At 42.4% G+C, this 23,553-nt stretch carries 13 protein-coding genes and 1 pseudogene; 3 read left to right on the top strand and 11 right to left on the bottom strand.

Features of this window, described 5'->3' with window-relative positions:
* Window positions 1-32 precede the first annotated feature (32 nt).
* Window positions 33-671, top strand: coding sequence for a hydrolase (locus RQP50_RS15120; RefSeq protein ID WP_072729608.1), 639 nt, complete (start codon window positions 33-35; stop codon window positions 669-671).
* An 89-nt stretch (window positions 672-760) separates the two neighbouring features.
* On the opposite strand, the gene RQP50_RS15115 is transcribed toward RQP50_RS15120, so the two are convergent.
* The 10 genes from RQP50_RS15115 to RQP50_RS15070 form a co-directional block, all read right to left on the bottom strand.
* Window positions 761-1,654 (bottom strand): LysR family transcriptional regulator, encoded by an 894-nt coding sequence (locus tag RQP50_RS15115; protein ID WP_315745902.1) that lies wholly within the window; start codon window positions 1,652-1,654, stop codon window positions 761-763.
* Between the two features lie 25 nt (window positions 1,655-1,679).
* On the bottom strand, window positions 1,680-2,561 hold the full coding sequence (locus RQP50_RS15110) for a LysR family transcriptional regulator (RefSeq protein ID WP_315745901.1): 882 nt from the start codon (window positions 2,559-2,561) through the stop codon (window positions 1,680-1,682).
* Between the two features lie 173 nt (window positions 2,562-2,734).
* Entirely contained in the window at window positions 2,735-5,326 is a 2,592-nt protein-coding gene (locus RQP50_RS15105; RefSeq protein WP_315745900.1) for a carbohydrate-binding protein, read from the bottom strand.
* Window positions 5,327-5,407: 81 nt separating this feature from the next.
* On the bottom strand, window positions 5,408-6,811 hold the full coding sequence (locus tag RQP50_RS15100) for an ABC transporter substrate-binding protein (protein WP_315745899.1): 1,404 nt from the start codon (window positions 6,809-6,811) through the stop codon (window positions 5,408-5,410).
* A gap of 100 nt (window positions 6,812-6,911) precedes the next feature.
* Window positions 6,912-8,237 (bottom strand): response regulator transcription factor, encoded by a 1,326-nt coding sequence (locus tag RQP50_RS15095; protein ID WP_315745898.1) that lies wholly within the window; start codon window positions 8,235-8,237, stop codon window positions 6,912-6,914.
* Between the two features lie 8 nt (window positions 8,238-8,245).
* Window positions 8,246-9,931 (bottom strand): sensor histidine kinase, encoded by a 1,686-nt coding sequence (locus RQP50_RS15090; RefSeq protein ID WP_315745897.1) that lies wholly within the window; start codon window positions 9,929-9,931, stop codon window positions 8,246-8,248.
* A gap of 555 nt (window positions 9,932-10,486) precedes the next feature.
* Window positions 10,487-11,602, bottom strand: a complete 1,116-nt coding sequence (locus tag RQP50_RS15085; RefSeq protein WP_315745896.1) for a glycoside hydrolase family 88 protein — start codon at window positions 11,600-11,602, stop codon at window positions 10,487-10,489.
* 20 nt (window positions 11,603-11,622) lie between these two features.
* Window positions 11,623-13,290 carry a response regulator transcription factor gene (locus tag RQP50_RS15080; RefSeq protein ID WP_315745895.1) on the bottom strand — a complete coding sequence of 556 codons (1,668 nt, stop codon included), beginning with the start codon at window positions 13,288-13,290 and terminating at the stop codon, window positions 11,623-11,625.
* A 6-nt stretch (window positions 13,291-13,296) separates the two neighbouring features.
* Window positions 13,297-15,093, bottom strand: a complete 1,797-nt coding sequence (locus RQP50_RS15075) for a sensor histidine kinase (RefSeq protein WP_315745894.1) — start codon at window positions 15,091-15,093, stop codon at window positions 13,297-13,299.
* A 123-nt stretch (window positions 15,094-15,216) separates the two neighbouring features.
* Window positions 15,217-16,557, bottom strand: coding sequence for an ABC transporter substrate-binding protein (locus RQP50_RS15070; RefSeq protein ID WP_315745893.1), 1,341 nt, complete (start codon window positions 16,555-16,557; stop codon window positions 15,217-15,219).
* Between the two features lie 410 nt (window positions 16,558-16,967).
* Between RQP50_RS15070 and RQP50_RS15065 the strand changes: the two genes are divergently transcribed.
* On the top strand, window positions 16,968-17,825 hold the full coding sequence (locus RQP50_RS15065) for a PhzF family phenazine biosynthesis protein (RefSeq protein ID WP_315745892.1): 858 nt from the start codon (window positions 16,968-16,970) through the stop codon (window positions 17,823-17,825).
* 188 nt (window positions 17,826-18,013) lie between these two features.
* A pseudogene (locus RQP50_RS15060) lies at window positions 18,014-18,157 on the top strand (transposase); the annotation flags it as partial.
* 159 nt (window positions 18,158-18,316) lie between these two features.
* Here RQP50_RS15060 and RQP50_RS15055 read toward each other — a convergent pair.
* On the bottom strand, window positions 18,317-23,533 hold the full coding sequence (locus RQP50_RS15055; protein WP_315745891.1) for an InlB B-repeat-containing protein: 5,217 nt from the start codon (window positions 23,531-23,533) through the stop codon (window positions 18,317-18,319).
* Between the last annotated feature and the right edge of the window lie 20 nt (window positions 23,534-23,553).

Below are 23,553 nucleotides of genomic sequence, written 5' to 3'. Positions count from 1 at the left end.
CCACCATACTTAAAGAAGGAAGGGATCAACATATGTTTAATGACAAAACAGATTTACTGACACCCGAGAACTCTGCCATCATTCTTATAGACCATCAGCCCCAAATGTTGTTTGGAACACAAAGTGCTGACCGTCAAACAATTATTAACAATACCGTTGGATTAGCCAAAACGGCTAAAGTATTTAATGCCCCCATCATTTTAACAACGGTTGCTTCGGAATCATTCTCAGGCCCCCTTCATCCGCATATTCAAGAAGTATTTCCCGATCAAAAGCCAATTGATCGAACATCGATGAACTCCTGGGAGGACAAAAACTTCGTTGAGGCCGTAAAGCAAACGGGGCGCAAGAAGCTGATTATCGCAGCTCTCTGGACGGAAGTTTGTCTTGCATTTCCAACGATTTCGGCCATCAAAGATGGATATGAAGTGTATATTGTTACAGATGCTTCAGGTGGTACGACGACAGAAGCCCATAACACATCCATTCAACGTATGATTCAAGCGGGGGCGATCCCTGTCACATGGCTTTCTGTCCTTCTTGAATATCAACGCGATTGGGCACGTGAAGAAACATACGATGCCGTTGTGAATGTTGCAATCCAGCATGCTGGGGCTTATGGTACGGGCGTTGTATATGCCAAAACGATGTTTGGCGGTCACGGAGGTTAAATTCACATCCTATACAATAGCTATCAACGTATAGGTATAGGTACAGTTCCAATAAAACCGGACTGTACCTTTTTTTAGAACACGATCTGTTACATGGAAAGTGATTTCGCTGGTTCTAAAAAATAACTTATAAAATTTTGAATCGCGGGCTCAATAAACCGATCCTTTTGAACAATAAGCTTGACTTCACGTGCAGGAATCGGGTCTAAGAAACGTATTACTTTTACTTTCGAACAAGCAGAGCTTTCTAAGAATGAAATTGGCAAAATAGCCACCCCCATTTTTTGAATGACCATATAGAGAACAATGGTAGATGAGGTAGACTGAAATTTCGTTTGAGGAGGCTTGGCAGTTTCGAACCCGGAAGTTTGCATTAGCTCTTCTGTATTTGTATCGCTAACAAACACATCTGAATCTATTTGTTCCAATTCGTGAAGAGAAATGGCCGTTCGATCCGCCCATGGATGATCTGCGTAAACGATGAGCGCCTGTTCTTCTTTATATACATGTACAGCATATAGTTCCTTGTTAAGTTCCGAACAATCACTGAAAGCAATGTCAATATGCCTATTCCGTAAGTCCCCATAACCATTTTCGATATTTACAAAATGAAGCGCAATAGCCGGGTTCTGTTTATGAAATTTTAAAAAAAGGGGCATCAAATACGGACAATCGAATGGCGAGATGCCGATCGAGATCGAGAGCGAGAGTTGATTGGCTCGGGGATAGTTTAGTTCATATGTTTCTGTTTTCGACTCATCGATCAGCTCCATTACGGAACGAGCTTTCTCATAAAGAATTTGCCCTGCAGCTGTAAGCTTCACCCCTCTACCTGCCCTTTTAAATACAGGAGTTCCGAATTCTTCCTCGATATATCGAATCTGCTGGCTTAATGCAGGTTGAGAAATCAGGAGCGATTCTGCGGCTCTAGCAAAGCTGCCTTCTTCGCAAATTTGAATAAAGCACTCTAATTGTCTGAACACGGATTCACACCTCAACCTCTCTTTGTTATCCAGCCATTTGGCCTCGAATAAAATGATTCATCTCTTCCATGAATGCACGTGCCGTCATGTTCCATGCAAAGGAATTCAGATGGATAAGCGATACGTCCCAACAAGGTACGAAGTCTTCAAATCTCACCATCCGAAAAGCATACTCCTTGAAACTTTCAACCAAACATACCGGAAGAAGCGCTGCTCCAAGCCCGTGACGAACCCACTGAATTAATAAAGAAATGGAAGTAGTTTCGATCATGGAACTCACAGTAAGACCACAGGCTAATCCATACATTTCGATTACTGATTTGTATTGCTGCAGAAACAAAATGGTATTCATTTGCTTCAATGATCGAATAGGAAGGAAGGAATGAGCAGCCATAGAGTGCTTCGAATGAACGAAGAGCGCCATTTCTTGCCGATACAAGTAAGTCGATACGATGGAATCCCTAGTCTTTGAATCGGAAGTAATCCCAATATCAACTACTCGTTCTAGCACACTATGCTGCACATTCGCAGTCTCAATAACCTTTAGTTGTACATGGGGATGCTTTTCATGAAATTTTATAAAGCAAGGTGCAAGATATTCAAGCTCAGCAGGACAACAACCAATTGCAAGCGTTTCTCTCACTGCTATCGCTTCGTTTTTCATTTGATATCGAGCTTCTTCAAGCAAATTCATTATGGTGTTGCCCTTATGTAAAAGAATTTTGCCTGCTTCCGTCATCTCCACCCCCTTTGCGCCTCGATTAAACAATGGCGTATTAAATTCATTCTCTAATACACGAAGCTGCTGACTTAATGTAGGCTGCGTTACCCCCAATTCCGCTTTGGCTTTGGTGAGACTTCCCGATTTGCATATTTGGATAAAATATTGAAGCTGGCGCAGTTCCATTAGCGGCACTCCTCTCTACCTGTATATCAAGCGACTTACTTTTATTGTAAAAATCGCTGCATAAAATGAACAGGTGCAATCCTATGCGTATCAGTAGCGATATTACTTCATTAAAAAAAGCATGAATCTGTCATGTAGCTGACCAATTCATGCTTCATATGATAATTACGGTGTTACGGGTTGACTTGAATCGAAAACGTAGAGGTTGGATTGTTTATTTGTGTTGTCCCGGGCCCCATATTCAGAAATTGCAAGTTATTGAACGTAACGGATCCCACTGGCTGATTCGCCCAGATTCCAAAGCCCGAATTGACTTCAAATGCATCTTCGCTCTTGCGAACGCCCGATATTTTAATGTTTGATAAAATCGTATCCGTGATCGGGAATTCCGGCGTAGAACCTTTATAGTTCGTCTGAAACATAATCCCATGGTAGGTTGGGTCAATAATTTCCACATCACTTATGCGAATACCTCGGTACTCTTTCGAGGCCGAAAATAGCCAGAGAGCCGGGAACGTCTGATTTCCCCAGAAATGACCGCCTGTACGAAGAAGCGAGACATTCTCGATCTTTGTTGGAGGAGCCGAACCAAAACCGCGGAACGCAATGCCAAAGTCCAGCGAACTGACGGTTAGACCCGAATAAGCGAGTGTGTCCGCAATGTAAATATTGCGAAACGTATTGTTGAAGCCGCCGTATACGGCAAGTCCTGCAGCCCGCCATGTGAGTAGCGATGTTAAATTTTCAAAGACGTTGCCTTGATTGTCTTCGGAAGTGCCGCTGTCTACAGCATTAAACAAGGCAAAGCTATCATCACCGGTGCTGCGAGCTTCGTTGTTTGTCACCAAGTTGTTCGTGCTTCCGTTTGTAAAATTGATAGCATCTGCAAATACGTTTCGAATCCGGGAATTTTTAATGATAGTGTTATCGACGTTCTGTCCCCAGAACATACACATCTGATGCTCGACCCAGATGTTGTCGAAAGTCATGTTGGCTACGTTCGTAAATGCGAATACTTTGCCTGCCCTATCATCACGGATGTTATAGTTGCCAAAATAAGCAAAGTTGGCAAAAGTGGAGCCGTCAGCGCCTGCACTTGCTGAAAAACCGATATCTGTATTTGTCTGATTGGAAGGAGCTACAAACCGGGTATACCATGGACCAGCGCCGACCACTTTCACAGGCTTGCCGTATACTTGAAACTTGGCCCCTGTTTCATAGGTTCCGGCAGGCAAATATACCCCAATAAGTTTTCCAGTCGGATCCATACGAACTTGATCCAATGCTTGTTGAACAGCCTGGTGTGTAGTGTTTGTAGGTGTTACGTATTGGGAAGGATCGGGATTAGGCAGTGGCGATACTTGCTCCAGGCTGATGAAATCGATCGCATAGGTCGTTGTGTTTGCCGGATCCTTTTGCAGCTTGATCGTACTTCCCGCAGGAATCGTGTTATCAAACATAATGTTCGCTTCATCGTAGATAAACCGAGCAGCGCCAGCAGAAGGGGAATTGCTTGGCGATGCCTCATTGCCGTAGAGCCACGAATACCTTGATGTCAGATTGAGCGACTTTGCAAACACGTTGTTGACATAAACATTCAGTGTATTACTCAATCCATTCCCGCTAGGAGCATCAGGTATGGAGAAACGCGCAACAAGCGTGTTCGTACTTGCTTTCGTCTTAAATTCAACGAAACTGCCTGTTGAGTTTAACGTGACTGCTTTTCTGCCGGAAGCTTCTCCAGCTAAATCACCAATGTTTCGGTTCGGACCGACGATAACTGCCCCGCCTCCGATAACGCCATCCTCCGCTTCATACATATCATAAGGCATTGTCGCGCCTTTTTGTGGCACCAAAGAACTGTTGGAGAATTTGAACCAGTTGATATTGAATAGTCCATCCCCGCTGCCCTTAAACTTCAGAAAGACATGGTGTAAACCGCTGATTGGATTTATACTGCAAAATTTTGTCGTCCATGTCTGCCATCCGCCTGTCGGCTCAACTGCACAAGTACCTGCAAGTGTGCCTGCCAAGCTGTCCAATCGGATTTCAATAAGTCCTCCGCCGCCATTACTTGCCACCCGCACCTCAAACTGCGATACACCGGAGCCAAAATCGATATTGTGATAAGCTGTATAGTCATCATTTTCGATAAAGCCGATATTAAATCCGCCTTCACTGGATACTTCCGTTTGAATGCCCATTCGATCGTCGTAGCTTTCTGCTTCGATGGTGGACAATGCAGATCTCGACGACGCGAACACTCCAAACTCAGATAACTGGGCGGCTACCCAACCATTATTGGCAGTGAAATTCAGTTTTACGTATCTTGCTGCCGTAGCTGGGAAATGGATGGTTACCGTATTCCCACTGATTGGATCAAACGAATAGCTGGCCGAGGCAGCTAATGTCGTATAATTAGCATCATCGATACTGCCCGACACGGATAAGGTTTGCTCTCTTTGCCCCCATGTTTCCGGGAGCTGCAGAACGACTTGACCGATCGTGCTCACATGGCCAAGATCGACACGAAGCCATTGCGGGAATGCATTGTTCGCACTTTCCCAATACGTCGACGGATCGCTGTCTACCGCTTTCTCAGGCGTGTAAATATCGTTGTAACTGCTTGCCCAGACGGGCTTGCCTGCTGCCAAATTGGAGGAGGCTTGCACGGGGGTTGCACCTAGTGACAACTGTGTAAGTATTAAGCTTACAATGAGGAATAACAAGAGAATCGTGGACTTTCTCGGGAGTCGTACTCGCATCTTCATAACCTTCCTTTCCTTTTTGGTTGAATCGAATATGTTAGACATACTTGTAACGCTATTTTCACACATGATGCTCTCTTATTTGACTGTCATCTGATTGTAAAACCTCACCTGTACAAGCTGTGCAGCCGCCACCAACACCGTCTTTGGATCCGCATCCTCGCGTGAGAAAATATCCTGAACGACACCGGCCATCGTCGCGTAGTACTCTTGCGTATTGAACTGCGCCTCCAACTTTCCATCCATTAGCTCCAGTGTCTCAGGGGGGTATTGATACACATTGTCGTATTTTTCATAGATTGCCTTAACTTTTTCCGCATAGGCAGAATCAGGTGTGAAATACTCAATAACAGGCGGAACAAAATATTTTTGATCTTTCTGTCGCTGCTGGATACTCGCTTCTATCGACAACAGTCCTTTATCGGTGAAATAATCAAACGTAGCATAACGAAAGGCCATCTTTTGTTCTTCACTCGTCGCTTTCGGATTGATAACTAGGAAATCCCCTCCAAGTACACCTATGTGTTTGCCTCCTTGTTCGACCGCTGGCATCGGATATACGACAATATCCTCAGGCTTCATCTTCCCTTGGTTGAGTGCCTGATCAATTGGGCCGTCAGGGCCCGATATGATCATCGCCGTTCTTCCTTGAATCAAGGCGCCTATAGCATCTCCCCAACCAAGTGCCCAGTCTTTCGGGATTACCTTCGCTTCCCAAGCTAGATGTTGATAAAATGTGAGGGCTTTAATGCCAGCTTCCGAATGAAATACGGCCGTAATTTTACCGTCATCTGCTTTCTGAATATCGCCTCCTGCTCCAAATAGAAAGTTCGTCCAGTTCCAGCCGGCTTCATTCCCCTTGCCCATCAGTGCGATGCCCGAGATGCCCTTCGCAGGCTCAGCCGCCGCCTGTGCTGTAGCAAGCATGTCATCCCAAGTCCAATCAAAACGGGGCATCGCAATTTTTTTATGAACTAAGAGACTTTTGTTTATAATTGTGCCGGTAACATATCCTTGCTGGGCAGTTCCATATACCTTGCCTCCAATAATGAACTGCTCCTGAAGTATCGGATTCATTTGATCTTTAAACGCATAATCATGAAACAAGCTCGTGATGTCGGCTGCCCATCCCTTATCTGCCAAAAATCTTCCTTCTGTTGCATATGTATTGAATAAAGTTGGCGCCTCATTGGCTCCCATCTTAATTCCGATTTGATTCGGATCATACTGCCAATCGCTTTTTACAACTTCCACATTCGGGTACTGTGCTACAAAACGTTTGATCTTGTCATCTTCAAGCGCCCTCTTCTCGATTTGATCAGGTGGAGGGTAGTAGATGCTGATCGTTACCTTAGCAGATTCCGCTGAATATTTTGATGCATCGTCAGTGGTGATACTTGATGAACGACTACATGCGGTTAGCATCAATGCAGAGATACATATGATTATCGAGGTTACGAGAATAACTCTACGTTTATCCATAAGGATAGCGGCTCCTTTGAGCGAATCTATTTACAATTATTATTGTAATTTGGTAGATTAACGATGAACATGTGTGATTCTCTGAAGATCATAGGCGATTCTACTTTTTGAATTCGCTCAGACTTACTCCATAATATTTTTTGAATATTTTACTGAAATGCTCCGGTGATTCGTAGCCGACCTTTTCAGCGATTTCATAGCGTCGCAGATCAGTAGTTAGTAGCAGCAGCCTGCTTTCTTCCATTCTCAGTTTCACGACATAGTCCCATAGGTTGTAACCCGTTATTTTTTTGAATAAATAACTTAAATAATTTGGACTCACATGACTTTTTTGAGCAATTTCCAAGAGTGTTAATCCCTTTTGGGCAAAATGCTCATGGATATATTTCTTAGCCTTATCTACAATTTGATTAGACTGCATGTGCAGTTCGTCCTTCATAGGCTCTTCCCCATCATGATTCCAGCAAAAATCTCCATAATAAAACACATAATGATCTGGGAATACGCGGTTAAAGCGGACTGCTCGTCGCGCCTGTTGATCCAATACGCTGATATACTCAAACCCCTGTAAAATATGGCTCATGCCGATCACAGATTGCAGTGATAAGTAACCTTGAATATTCAAGCAGAGTAATCTACCAATCACATCTAATTGACTGATTTTGTCTTCACCTGGATCGCCATATGTTTCACTATCCCACTGGAGAATGACCGTAATCTCATGCTCCGACGAACAAAAAGAAATATAATTACACTGCCCTTCAAGCAGTTCATTTGTCATGTTTAAAACGGCATACTGCAGCAACTGAACATCTTCTCCCAACGATCGCTGTCTGTTTACTGGGGATTGCAGTTGAAGATCGATTTTGAGCACCGAAAAATAGGGCCCCACTAATGAGAGATCACTCAACTGCTGAACAGCAAAAGCGTCCTTACATACTATATCAGGATGAACAAGCAGTCTGTTTAATAACGCTGTTGTCGCCGGATCTGGTTCGTTCATACGAAAGTGTTCATTTAATGGAGTGGCAACTCCATCGTGTGCGGTCGTTTTTGTCAGCCTCAGCAGCACGCTGCGCACGGAATCTAGGAACTGGCTGCTGTTAATGGGCTTGATCAAATAATCTTTTGCTCCCAGCCGCATAGCCAATTGTGCATATTGAAAAGTCTCATGCGCGGAGACAACAATGGATTGAACGGACGGCTTTGCCATTTTAGCTTGATGCATTAATTCGATACCGCTCATTTCACCCATCTGAATATCTGTAATTAATAAGTCAATGTCTTCCATTCGGATAAAATCCATCGCCTCATATCCACTGTGAGCGATGAAAACATTATGGATATGTAATCCTGAAGAAGCAAGCAGATTGCTTAATCCTTTGCAAATCCATGGCTCGTCATCTACGATCAAAATGTTATACATATAAAAATTCACCCCATAAGTATTTGTTTGCCGTGAGTAACTTCGCTTTTAGGTAGAGTAATGGTAACAATCGTCCCCTGATGCTCTCTTTTGCTATAGCTAATCCCATAGGAGCAGCCAAAGTGCAGCTTAATCCTCTGCTGAATGTTGCGGATTCCATACCCGACGGAAAGCTCCTCCATCTCTTCATTCAACAATCGATGGATTTCTTCATAATCGACCTCTTTATATCCATTGTCTTCTACTCGAATAATCACAATATCGGATTGAATGTCGGCAGAAACAACAATTTCACCGTCATCCTCCATATTTTTCACGCCATGAATAATGGCGTTTTCAATTAATGGCTGAAGGGTAATTTTGGGGATCTGCAAATGGCGCACCTCATCGCTTATATTCCATACAACACGAAAACGAAACTCGTATCTACGCTGCTGCAAACTAATGTAAGCTAAAGCATGCGCCAACTCCTCTTCAATGGTTATTAATTCTCTTCCTCTGCTTAATCCGATTTTCATTAATTTGGCTAAGTCTTTAATCATCTCGGCAGATTGCGTGCTTCCTTCCAACATGCTTTTCCAGTAGATGCTCTCCAGCGTGTTGTACAATAAATGCGGATTGATTTGCTGATATAAAATTTGCAGCTGCGCTTCCTTCTGCTTAATTTCGTATTGATATTTATCGTTCACAAGATGATTTAGGCGGTCAGCCATATCATATACGGACGTAATCAGTGCACCCAATTCATCATTTCTGTTCCCCTCAACTTGTCTGGCCGCATGTTTCCCAGGTGTATAACTGCGAATGAAACGCGACAATTTTTGCATCGGGTTCATCAGCGATCTCCAAAAATAGATGAAGGCCGCAAAAACGAGTAAGGCGTAAACAATTGAAATGAACTGAATAATTTGTTTGAGTTGGCTTTGCTGCTGGAGCAAGGAATGAAGCGGGAGTCGATAGACGAGCTTTTGCTGCAGATGATAGCTATAGTTAATGACATAGATGTGACCCGAATGGATAATGTCTAGATAGCCATCTTTTCGCTCGATTTCTTTTGCACGGTCTGGGAGTTCCAATATGGATCCTACTCCTTCTGCTGTTGAGGCAAAAATTTGATTGGACCAATCTGTTAAAAAAATTTCTCCTTGCGGCAAAGAAACCGTGCTGAAATCGTTTTGAATTATTTTTTCAAGCTTAGTGACTACGAGTACGCCAATCACACCGCTAGCCTGGGATATATTATTGACAGCTCGGACATAGCTTAGCGTCTTTGGCTGGGACGAGGAACTCATACTATCAATGACTTTTAGACTCCCCTTCCCCTGCATCCGAAGCGCTTCCAGAAACCAATCGGGCTTGTCTTGCTCCGTTAAAAAATAGACACCGGCTTGAGGAGCGGATCGATCTTTTGGTGCGAACGAATAGTAGTCAGCAGGATCATAAACATACAGGGAAAAATAAACCGCCTCCCCCCCATTTACGCCAATCGAGTAGCTTTTGAGCAGTTTGTCCAACGCTTCGTATTTGCTAACCCGTTCAAGAATGGAGTCGGTACCGCTCGGAATCATATGCTGTGTAAGCGGATTTTGAATAATGGTTTTGGTCATAAGATCAATGGAGTCTATATCTCGATTTACAAGGTTTAAGTTCTGTTTATTTAATTCAAGATAGGCGTTCGTGACGGTTTGCTTCAATATGTGCTCTGCTGTCAAGTTTCCATAATAGGTAAGAATAAAAATAGGACTTACCATAAATATAAACAGGAGCAGAAGTTTGTAGGTAACACTCATTTTTGATCTAGGTTTTGAAAACATTGTTCGCACGCTCTTCGCTCCTTCAAAACTTCCGTTTGTTGAATCGGGCGAATCGATAAGAAATAGGAAAGAAAGATAATATATATTCATCAGGAGTAGATCGTGTAGGTTATATGAGGTGGAAAAAATATTTACTAGGTTTTAGTAATGTGATTACTCTTAGTATATACGATCTATGGACAGCTGCGAGAAAAGAAATATGCAAATTGATGATCATCATCAATAGCTCAAACAACGGGCGGCATATTTTTTCTGTTATCTTTAATTCTCGCCTGAAAAACAGAGATATTCATTTAGTTAAGACTCTCCTAGTCCAATAAAAAAACCAGCGGTAGTCTTTGACTGGATGATCAAGTCTTAGACTGCCACTGGTTTATTGAAAGTGCTTTGTCAATATGGTTACAGCTCAGTAATTGTGATGAACAATTCATTACATTACCAGTAGCTTCTAATTCCGCATTGCAGACGAACCAAAGCCTCAAAATAATAATAATCTCCCCAGATCATGTAATCATCCGGCCCACGATTTCCTCTTACGTGATAAGAGCCATGCTGCAGTAAACCTTCTGCATCTGGCATATTCATTGTTGAATAGTTCGCAACAAGGGACTCCATCTGTTCATGCAGCGAATTGGTGAAATACGCACGATCTGGATCCTCCACATCAAGTAGGCTGTTCAGCTCAATCAAGCCGCAGGCAACGATTGCAGAAGCTGAGCTGTCACGAGGGGTTGACGCTTCAACTGGAACGTCAAAATCCCAATACGCAACATGATCCTCTGGCAGATGATCGATAAAATATTTCGCCATACGCTTAGAAGCAGCAAGGAATTCAGGATCTTGCGTATATCGATAAGCAAGCGCAAAGCCATAGACACCCCAAGCTTGGCCTCGTGTCCAGGTTGAGCCATCCTGATAGCCCTGATGCGTGCCTCCACGCAGAGCATTGCCATTCTCCTGATCGAAATAGAAGGTATGGTAGGAAGAGGAATCACCTCTAACTAGGAAGCGCAAGCTCTTTCGTGCATGCTTATACGCAATATCATAGTATTCCTGTTCACCTGTCTGCTCATAGGCAAAGAACAATAACGGAAGATTCAGCATGCAATCGATGATGATTCTGCCGCCGTTCTCAGGATCACCTTCTGTGCCCCATGCTTGAATAATACCCATCTTCGGACGCCAGCGATTAGCAAGCACTCGTGCTGCCTGCAAGGCTACCTGCCTTGCTTCTTCACTCCTTGTTATGCGATATTGGGCAACGGCGGACAGAGAATAGAGAAAGCCGATGTCATGATGATCCAAATCCACATGATGATCCAAACGATGCTTAAAGTTCTCCAAGAAGGCTTCTGCTGCTTCTTTATAATAGGAATCTTGACTATATTCATACGCCAGCCATATCATTCCGACATAGAAGCCCTCGATCCAATCGTTGTTCTCTCCCCATTCATAGCACTTGTCTCCTGTAATATGAGGAAGCAAACCTGGATGATTCCGTAGATTATTTGCTATTTTAGCCTGTGCATCTTCAATTGCTTTACGCCACATGAACTCTACTCTCCTGCCAGTTAAAAGTTTGTAGGTATGCTGATAATTGCATCTTTGGAACTGTTCTCCATCATCCTTTGTGATCTGTCCCAAGAGACAAACTCTCTTGGTGTTGTTCCTACATCACGCTTAAATAGTTTAATAAAATAACTTTTGTTCGAATAACCGAGCAAATCTGAGATTTCCTCTACTGTTTTGTTCGATTGCAGCAAAAGCTCCTTGGCCTTCTGAAGTTTAACTCGATTCACATACTCAATAAAATTGATATTCAGCTCTCGCTTAAACAGCCGACTGAAATAACTCGAATTGAGATTCAAATAGCTGGCCATTTCCTCCAGCGTTATCCGCTCCGACACATGCTGAATGACATATTGCTGCGCCTTAATCACTTCCGGACGCGAAGATATCGTAATCTCGCTTAACTTAGCAGCCATACGTGATAAGTAGTCTAGGAACCACTCCGATAAATGCGACAAGGTTACGATTTGGCTTATCGTTAAATAGAGCTTCTCATCGGAAAACTCGCTTTGAAAATGAAGTGTAACTTTTATTTTCATATGTAAATCCAAAAGTAATTGCAGTACCCATTCTTTTACATAATCAGGATGGAAATGAGAGGCTTTCACCCAATTCGACCAATCTTGTATCGTCACCACGAGTCCAGACTGATTCTTAGCTGCTATATGCTCGCTAATCATGGAATAATACTTTGCATACTCTTGATACATATCAATTTTGCTGAATTCTCGATTCGACCATGTACTCACGCTGGATTCTGCACTATAAAATCGATGCTCCAGCTCCTGCAGCATAGGAAGCAGAGCATCTTGGATTTCTTTAGGTTTGCTTACCGTTCGACCAATGAAACCGGATACATAGATTTTTAAGTACTGTTTGATGTTTGTAATGCAGGTCTGCATCATGTGATACACATATGACTGTTCAACACTCGGATCATCCGTTAAATAGAGAACAACCAAGTCGCGACTATTGTAGTTAAAAATAACGAAATTCCCTTTATCGCTCAGAATCTCCTGAAGCACATTCTCCACCGCGAAAATAATCGTATGATCATTCAATCTGTGCACACGAGTCATCTCACTCAACCGATCTACAGAGAGGATCATTGTGACGTACTGTTTTGATTGGAGATTAATGCCATTTAATCCTGCCTTCTCAATCCAAGCATGCTTCGACCAGGAATTTTGATATAGGGTATCCTTCAAAAACTTGCTTCTGACAGCAGTCTGATTCAATTTGCCTAATTGCTTGTAATGTTGAAATTCGGCCAATTGATCCTGTTGGGAGCATAATCGATGGGTTATCTTCTTTAAAATCTGCTCTATTTGCTCCACTTCCAAGCTTTCCTTCAAAATATAGTCCTGAACATTCAGCTTAAGCGCTTGTTGAGCGTAATGAAATTCATCATGGCAGGAGATAATAATCGCCGCAAAGTCAGGGTTAATTGAGCTATACTCCGCAATCAGTTCAAGTCCATTCATTTTCGGCATGCCGATATCCGTAATCACGATATCTGGCAATCGCTCGCACATCCGAATCGCTTCCAACGCTTCTAATCCATTGGAATACGTACCGAGCAATTCGATGTGAAGCTGGTTCCATTTGACGGCTTGAGACAAATATTGAAGAACGGGGTAATCATCATCTACTACAATTGCTGTAAACATGTAGCTTCACTCCACTTCACGGTTTACTTGGGGTAATTGAAGCGTAATTGTAGTTCCTACATCAACTTCACTGTTAATCCTCATCAGAAACTTTTCTCCATATATTAATTTCAATCGCTGGTAAACATTCGTCACGCCAATGCCAGAGAAGCCTGATTTGTTAGGCCCAGTACCTCCCTGCCCATTCTCAAGTTTGGTTATCAATTCTTGCAATCGTTCTGGCGTCATTCCGACGCCATTATCATGAATCTTAATCAGGAGGCTGCTTTCTTCTTCCAGCTTTACCGTATACGATTCGATTTCAATTTGGCCGCCATACTGATGAAACCCATGAATGATAGCGTTTTCGATTATCGGTTGGATCATAAAACGAGGAACTAAGACGTGGTCACTGCCCACGGCAATTTTCTCGATCAATTGAACCTGATTTGCATGCCTGAAATTCATCAGACGTATATAATGCTGAATGGTCTCGACCTCGTCGTGAAGCGATATCCATTCATTATCCCGATTAATGGTCATCCGAAGCAATGAGGATAACGAACCGATTAACTTCGCATTCTCTTCATCGCCGCGAATCAGAATGTTTAAGCGAATCGAATTCAACAGATTGAACATGAAATGCGGATTAATTTGTGCTTGAAGCATCTCCAGCTCTGCTTTGCGCTTCTGCGTCTGCTCAAGCGTAATCTGTTCGATCATCATCTCGATTCGATCCAGCATTTGGTCAATCGATTTGCCAAGTTGGCCTACCTCATGCTGTCCTCTAATCCCCGAACGTATATTTAGCTGCCCCGTATTGACCTTGGCAACAAATTTACTTAACTTCGTGATCGGCTTAGTGATCGCCGAGATCAGAATCATCAGTAGAATGCAGAACCCTGTAAAGAATAGAAACTGCATAATGAAGCTGGTGACTAATATCTGGTTGTTAGGACCCACTGCCGAAGAATAGGGAACTAGACTGAGCAAGGACCATTTGGTTCCAGCTACAGGCTCTGACACATAGATATACTTTTCATTGTTGTAGACGAGCGTATTCTCGTTAATCGCATAATCAGTGTATCGAAATTGTTGTCCGATGTTTATGGAATCCGACTGAGACTGAGATAAGATCGTTCCTTGATCATCCATCAGCATAATTTTCTGTTCCGAATAGCTGTTTAGCTGACGTTGAATCTTACTTTCGTTCACGCTGACAATCACATAGCCCAGCGAATGACCACTTGAGTTCTTCATGGTGCGAGCGATGGTAAGCACCTTCGGTGACTTCTGCCTCGCTTCGAAATTGCCGTAGTAATTATCTTGTAAACCAATCCATGCCGTTGAAAACGCAGCAAGCTTATCCAGTTCCTTGAATACAATTTTTCCATGAAAGAAATTCGGGTTAAAATCACTAAAAGAATAATTCGTATATGTAAACCCATTTACACCCAACACAGTGATATACATATCTGAATTCTGGGCAAACAGGTCATCCAGATTAGAAATTAAACGCATGTATTCTAACTGTTGACCTGAGTTACTACCTCTTGCAAACTGCTCTTTGCTAATTGTGACATGTTTATTGATTTCATTATTCATCAAAATTATATTCGACAAAGATAGCATCTGTTCAACAATACCGGATACATTGGAATCAACTAATATTAACGTATCCTGCGTGCTAGATACCGCTTTATGCAGCACAATATCTTTGGTTACATACGTAGTTAAGAAGTAATTCACAATCAGGGGAATCATAAAACACATCAAAGCCGCAATAACTAGTTTTGTACGAAGTGAATATCGATCTATTTTCATAAATGGAACCCTCAAATGTTCATCACTCTTAGAATAGGAACAGGGAAACGATTTATCTCATTTCCCCTGTTACCAATATATAATGATCCTATCTAATTTCGGCAAGCAACAAGATCATATTTTTTATTTTTTGTTACTATTGATTACATCTGTAATTTTCTTGTCCATATTTTCAATTGTCTTATCGATATCTTGTTTATCTAACAAGTACAATTCAACCTCAGCAATGGCAGCTTTCTCGACCTCACCAACGTAAGGAACCGGAACTGGCGCTTGACCAGGCTTCGTGTTTTTCATGGTATATTTCAAGGATTCCATATCCACCTTGGAAGGATCCTTCGAAGTGCTGACGATTTTCTCTGTCAACTTGTCGGAATCCGATTTAGCCCAACCGGAAAATACACGACCACCGATCTCCAAGCCTTCAGTTGTATACCATCTCACGAATTTGTAAGCTGCTTCTTTGTTTTTGGACTTAGCAGCAACCCCCATGTAAGTAGGTTGTACTGGGGAATAATGCTCAGTTGTACCTTCCAGCTTAGGAATGGGTGCAAACGCTGCATGGAAGGTTGCAGGGATTGCATCCGTACCGCCCGATTCAGCAACCATCCAGTCACCGATTGGTACCATCGCTGCTGCACCGTTAAAAAACTGTGTACGATAATGCAGCTTTTGAGAAATAATGTCTTCGTAAGGATTTGCTGTTTTATCTGTGTACATCATCGTTTTCAGCATTTTCAAGCTGGATGCAAGGAGTGGCTCCTTCGCATTCGAGGTTCCGTCCGCTTTCAAGAAATTGTTATCGATTTCTTTACTCTTTAGCTGCAAGTTGTAAAGGTCTGGCCAGTTATGGAAGTATGTACCATACACTTTGGAAGCGCCTTCACCTTTCGTGAGCTTTTTAGCATAATCTTCGAAATCAGCCCAAGTCCAATCTTGTGGTACCGGCAATTGTGCTGCGTCCAGCATGTCTTTGTTTAACAGAATGAACCAACGCTGCAGAGAGGATGGGAGCGCAAAAATTTTCCCATCCACGTGGGTATCTACTAGGTATTCATCACCGTACTTATAGCCTTCCTTTTCTATGTAGCTGTCAAGCGGTTCCAACAGACCAATAGAAGCACGCTGTGAGTAGTTTGTATACGGCATTTCGATAATATCCAATTGATCATCTGATGCAGCCATCAAATCAAGCTTTTGCATAGATGCAACCGAATCTCCTTTTTCGTTTAGGAGATCAAGCTCTACTTTGATGTCTGGGTTCGCCTTCTCGAATTCCGGTATGATTTTGCTCCATTGCGCCTTCGCATCAGTTTGCCAAGTGCTCAGCTTCAATGTTACTTGCCCTGCAGAAGTACCATCTGCTGCCGGAGTTGATGAAGAATCAGAGGAATTGTTGCTGCCGCAAGCAGTTAGCGATAAAGCTAGTGATACTGCTAATACAGTTTGAATTATCTTTTTCATGTAGACCCTCCTCATATGATGATGTCGCTAGTAAACTTCCTTAATGTCGGTATAATCGTAACATGATTAAAATCCGTTCAAAGCAGACAATTTTTACTCAGGTAAGATTATTTTTACTTCTTTATAAAAAAAGTAGAGCATGATGTCGCTTATGTTGATCGGCATGGTTATAGGCACTATCCCTCGGATCCTAAGCAATTCGCGGATTGTCCAATTAGAGGATATATTCAAAATATAAGGGAAACAGGAGGTAAGTCCTGCTTCCCTCAGACTGTAGACAAACTATTTTTGGAGAGTTCAGATGCTAAAAAATAGTCTGTCTCTTGCTTTATAGCAATTTTATCCAACAAAATTTATACGTAGTGCTTTCTATGCTACAATTTACTATAAGTGAGGAAGGAAGGTGTTTTATGAAAATATCCGTTTATGTTGCAAGTGCATTTAGCAAGGAACATAAAGGCGGAAATAAAGCAGGAGTGGTATTTATTGAGAATACATTGACCACTACTCAAAAAATGGAAATAGCCAAGCAACTGGGCTATGCGGAAACCGCATTTATATCAGAATCTGAAATTGCTGATTATAAATTTGAGTATTTTACACCAAAAGAAGAAGTTGATTTATGTGGTCATGCCACAATTGGCTCTTTCGCGATACTGATGCATTTAAATAAACTTTTCAGGAATCGCTATACGATTGAAACGAACAGCGGTGTTCTTACTATTACTATAAAAGATGACATCATATTCATGGAACAAAACAAACCGATATTCTATGATGTTGTATCTCCAAACGAGTTCATCCACTGTTTTGACATTAAAGCTATAGACAATAAATACCCAATTCAAATTGTCTCCACGGGCTTAAAAGATATTTTAATTCCTATAAAAAGCGAAACACGATTACATGCACTGCAACCTAATTTTGAAAAAATTAAAGAAATCAGCAAGTATTATAATGTTGTCGGAATGCATCTATATACTTTTAATGACAATCGAATTATATGCAGAAATTTTGCTCCACTATACGACATCAATGAAGAAGCAGCGACTGGAACTTCAAACGGTGCATTAGCTTGCTACCTTTATGAACAGCACTACTTGCAAAAAGAAGTCTATGTATTTGAACAAGGTTATTCTTTACAATCGCCTTCCGAAATATTAGTTAAATTAGCAACCAATAGCAAGAATGAAATAGAAAAAGTTTATGTTAGCGGCAAAGGCTATTACTGTGAAACTAAGTGTTTAAATGTAGAAAATATTGAGTGAAAATAAAAAAACACCGAATAAAAAAGTTGAGAAAATAATTTCTCAACCTCAGACTGTAGACATAGTTCTGATTATTCGATACTTTTTCTTGGTAAAATGGAGAAAAGGAGCCGATTTTGATGTTGAAAAAAACAAGATATAAGTAAACGAGATCAAATTGGTTTTTATTCTTTAGATGATCTAGTTAACGATTATTTGGAACAGCTAAAGAATTTCATGGTCTTCGCTATACGAATATGATTGGTAAAGAAAAAATGCATATGAAAATTGGGCTTACTTTTGCTTGTCTAAATATAAAAAAATTAGCAAAAATCCTGAAATTAAGAGACTAAAAGGACTCTATTTTCCTATTTCTGTGTTTTAATTCAAAAATAGAGAAATAGATAAAAAAACAAACACATTATTTAATTGAACAATGTGTTTGTTTTCAATCTAAGGGAAGCAGGAGGTAAATCCTGCTTCCCTATCAATTAGGAATGCCGCTATAGATTCTAGAGGTTATCCATTCTATCTTCTAATCTCGTAATAATAACCGAATAAACCTTCTCCGAGCTGTCTTGTGTAGTTGCCTCATCATACACAGTTGCCGTAACCGTTGTTTGATTCATCATTGCGCCTTTAGGGACTTCCAAACCCAATAGATCTTCCCCTACAGTTAGTTCTTTATCTCCAAGCCATTTCGCATATAATACGATATCGCTTGTAATCGTATCCGTAGCGAAATTCCACGCATTAGTTAATTCTGCATCTCGGAACCAGCCACCAAATTTACTTTTAGCTTTGGTTGGTGTTGTTGGCTCGGTGATTGTCTCCCCTATATCAGCAAACTTCATCGCAACTTCACTGCCACCATTGGAATCAAAAGTTACCGCATAAGGGTTGTGCACGCCGATCGAAGGTGCCCTATCGCCTAGTGGATTGCCGAAGAAGTCCGTTCTCTCTGTCATATGAGGCAGAGCGTTCGCACGATCAACATACGGGCTTATTACCTTGACACCTGAACCATAGGCTATGTTGTCGCCATCGGCAAGGCGGAATCCGTCCATCACGCTGTAATCAAGCTTAGCATCAACGGTTCCACTGCTGGCAATCCAATGTTCCGGTGCAATCTTATAATCTTTCAATATGGAATATAGTTCATTTTCCGTTACGTAGCGGTTGGCAGCTGTTGTTACACCTGCACCTAAATATCCGCCCCCGCCTGGGTTCATACTTCCAAAAAGATTAGCTGGATAGACAATGTTGTTCGTAAACCGTCCGGCTTTAAATGGAGCGGAGGTTCCGCCGCCTTTCAGACCAACGCTGCTGTTAGCACCAGTATAAGCAAATATGTTATTTTGGAAGTAAATATGCAGGTTGGAGGCCGCTGGGTCAAACACTAACGAACTGTTATTCTTCAATGGAGAGATGATGATATTGTTATAGAATAATCCGCTTAATTCCTCGCTTGTTGAAGAACCTCCCGCAAGTAATACAAGACTGTTATAACTCTTGTTAAAATCCGGGCTACGCCCGTCGTTCACGCTAATGTTATAGCGAACGATGTTGCCCTTGGCAGCATTCATCTGCAAGTACCAACCGCCATAGTTGTTCCGGCTGTAGTTATATTCATACACATTGTCCTGACAATAATTGTCGATATCCCAAGCCATACCGTCATTACTTGCATGATAAGGGTTATCTACAGCTTCATTGTAACGGAAAATCGTGCCTTTACTTGCCATAATCCAAGCTGCGGCATAGTTCTGTGAACCAAGATATGTTGGTGATGTATTATTTGAACCCCAGTTCGGTACCAGTTTACCGCTCTTATCGCTTAAATAGCTGTATCCACTGTCCGTAACGACATTTCGTTCTACAAGGGAATTGTTCCCGCCGGACAGAACAATGCCATCTCCAACTGAACTAGATACCCAGTTGTTTCTAAACACAGCGTTAGATGCCCATGGGTAGCTTGAGTTGCTCCAAGTGAGGCCTGTGTTGTTAGTCCCCGGGTTGTTTGGCCCATAAGCATTGTTGCGAATACCTTCATTATCGCAACGAAGGGTCTTATTGCCTTCAACCAGCACATCTACATAACCATTAATAATGATGCCCCCGGATATCTTACTCGCTCCATTCGCTTGATGCAGTCCATTTACATCATGAACATAGTTGTCTCGAATGACAATTCCTTGCATACGAGCATCCGCATAATCCTGAATGTTAAATTGACCTTGTCCCAACTTGGATATACGAGACATCACTGCAATACCGGAGCGGCCGTCACCTGCTGTAGTGCCGATGTTCGTGACTTCGATTCCACTGACTACCCAATAATTGACGTCGTACAACTCAATTGTACCGTTTACGGTAATACCTGATGGGCTTGACGCTGTTCCCCCACCATTAATAATCGGTCGTTGGTTAGGATCGGTCGTATTATATTTAGTAAGTGTAATCGGATTTCCTTCTTCACCGTTGCCGCGCAGTCTGATTTGTTCATTCCATACGCTGTTTGCATCCAAATAGATGGTTGATCCTGGAAGGAATACGCTTTCATTTATTTTGGAAATGGATTTCCATGCTGTCTTCGGTGTGCGTCCATCGGCACTATCATCACCGTTATTGGAGAAATAATAATCACGGGCTTCACGAGATGCAATGTTCAACTCGAAAGTAATTTCAGCAGGGTTCAGGTCGAGTCTAACGGTATATTTTCCTGGCATAATGTTGTTTCTTACAAATGCTTGTTTGTTAATCGTTAATACATTGCCCCTAACCATATAATCCACAGCTTGTTCTAAGGTTGTATTACCGATTTTCACGCCAGCTAGATCCGCTAAATCAGGATTTACGGTAATTTTATAATCTTCCAAACCAAGAACATAAGTGCTGTCTTCGGAGTGAGTGTACACTTTAGGTAAGAGTTTTAATGTAACAGATGCTGTTGTTGTTTGGGCTGTTACTGCACTATCCATGACATATACGTCATCGATAAAATGCTTGTTCTGCATATCTTTAATCGTTCCGGCTTTATTGCCCCAGTTCGTAGCAAGTTGCAACGCATCAATCTTAAGAACATTGTTCGCTACAATAGTATTAAATGTGCTCCCATCTGCCATTTGTCTCTTTATTACTTGTCCATCAATTTTATAGGTTGTTCCCGTTGATGTAACGAACCATTGGAATTTATGCCAGCCTTTGCTGCGCTTCACGTCGACTGGATAGAACCTTCCCGTCGATCCGATTCTAACTGCGTAGTTGGTCTGGTTCGCCACCCAGTTGCCATCCGAATTACCATAATTTATGGTAATATGTTCATTCGCGGACGGAGTAAAGCCAAATACCGCGTGATCACCGGATGATACCCCACCATCGTCGTAGTACCAGGCAGTGACGATTGTTGTCTTGCCGGCTTTAGGGGCGTAATTATAGGTTCCTGGGACAGTAGCCACCTGGCCAGCGCCACTCGTTGTCGCAGCCCTTGCTCCTGTGCGGGACATCACGTCACTTTGGACGTACCCGTTCTCACCATTCGTAAACTTCTTATCCCCTTCAAATCCATCGTAGAACATCGTGTCCGCCTTATTGAAGTAATCAACACTGGCATTCACGGTTACGACTTCGTTTTCTGTTGGAACATAGCCTTTCTTAACTGTTACGAATCCAGCAGCATCAACTTCAATCTTATCCTTGTCTTTATTTGCTGGGCTAAAGCTAATGTTATCAGCTACGAACATATCAGCAGTGTCAACGATTAGCCGTTGACGCTCCCCTGCCTGTAAAGTTTCGTTCTGACGGACTAGCGCAATATGAGCTGAATATGCTGCACTCTCCCCTGATTCATCAGAATCTAAGAAACGTGTTGTTGCGCTTCCAATCGCTCTAACTTTAAACGTATCATCAAAGCTCGGGGACAGAGCTACATCATTACTAGTCGCTGCGACGGGACTTCCTTTTGCAATTCCATTACTGAAGAGCTGAACCGAATACGCAGATGCATGAGCAACGCTTTCCCAAGTAGCATAGAAACCGTTCCATCTACCATTTACCGGTGTAGACAAGTTCTCGATCATTAATGTTCCGTTAGCTGTAACTTCTTCACTAATGTTTTTTTCTGTATTCATGACGATGGCTGAAACGGTATAATTACCCGCTCCCAATGCCCTCGCATATGGCAGAACATGATGTCTTTCATGATTGTTAAGCTGGTCGGGCCCCCCATTTTTAGATAAATAATAACCAACGGGTTCACCATCTTTGAACAGTGTTACAAGGGTATCCCCGTAATTGGAACCGCCTGTATAAATACCCGTGTTCGGGTCAAGCGTCGGGTTAATTGGCGCATTCACCTCAGTATTTGTCTGAATCAACAACGGTGCTGCGTGGGACTTCACAACTCCCTCTGCGGTAGTCACTAGACAATAATAAAACTTACCTTGCTGTGTAGCTGAGTCAACATTTGTCAGCATTAATACCGCATCATTGGCTCCGACGACTTCCTCCCCGTTTAACCCCGTTTCGTCGTTAGATACATACCATTGGTATGATGCAGCAGCGGCTGATGTCGTAACGCTAAATGTTGCTGTCTCGCCTAGGTTAACTTTTGCCGCTACTGGTTGAGTGATAATTTCCAAATCTGACACTCCACCTGGAGGTGTTAACTTCAATGTTAATGTTCTAGTACCCGTTACTGGAGCGACGTCTTTGACAACATAAAAGTCGTCGATAAGATGTTTATTATTAACATAAGAGATGTTGCCTGATTGGTTATTCCACCCTCCAGCAACTTTAGGCTGAATGGTTGTACCGCTCTTCATCGCTTTGTAGATATCATACTTTGCTGAATCAGGAATTGGAATTCCGTCAATTTGCAAAGTCGCACCATTCGGTGTAATGAGCCACTCAAATTTATGCCAGCCTGTGGAACGTTCAACCCCGCTGTCTTTCCAACGTTTCGCTGCTGAGCCGGCTGATGATGGTGCAAATGCCCACGTATATTTTGTCGGGTTATGAATAACGTCGACCTGTGAACTTTGATAGAATGTCCCGGCGAAGGTCGCGTTTTTACCATCCAAAATCGCAAATTGGGTTCTTGCAGTCGCTGTCTTCTCCTCATCTGGAAACGGGTCGTAATACCATGCCGTCATTTTATAGTTGCTTCCGGCTGGCAGAGCCACGTCTTGGCTTACATTCTCCGTATTCGTTGAACTTGTTGGTGTAATCGCTTTCAAACCAGTTCGCGACTGAGCATCAGACAGTGTGAATGATGAACCAAGTTTGCTCGTTGCTGTCAGCGGACCATTGTTGTTCTCGAAGTCCTCCATGAATAACACATCTGAGTCATGATAATAACTCGTCGTGGCTGTGATCGTCACTGGGATGCCTGGATCACCTGGGGCAGCAAATGTATAACCATTAGCTAATGCCACATTTCCGTTTTCATCAACCGTTAGTAAGTTCGAATTGCTTGAATCATAGCTGAACGCATCGATAACCGGCCCTTTAATCAGATTGCTTAATGGTGCACCTTTGTAAGTAAGGTTCACTCTGCCTGCATGATCCGTCGCTTGTGTCAGTTCCAGTGCAACAGAGTCAAAAGATTCAACCACTCTCTCTGCAGCCGAAACGTCAGGTACAGGCATTAAACCAGTCAGACCTGAGAATGTCAAAGTTGCTGCCGTAACAATCGATAAAGCTTTTTGCATCCATTTGGATCGTCTCATCTGGCAATCTCCTTTTCTAT

Origin of the sequence: Paenibacillus suaedae (genome assembly GCF_032337355.1) — a bacterium.
Classification (GTDB): Bacteria; Bacillota; Bacilli; order Paenibacillales; family Paenibacillaceae; genus Paenibacillus_B; species Paenibacillus_B suaedae.
The sequence above is the reverse complement of the archived record's forward strand: the minus strand, read 5'-3'. Positions and strand labels throughout refer to the sequence as shown.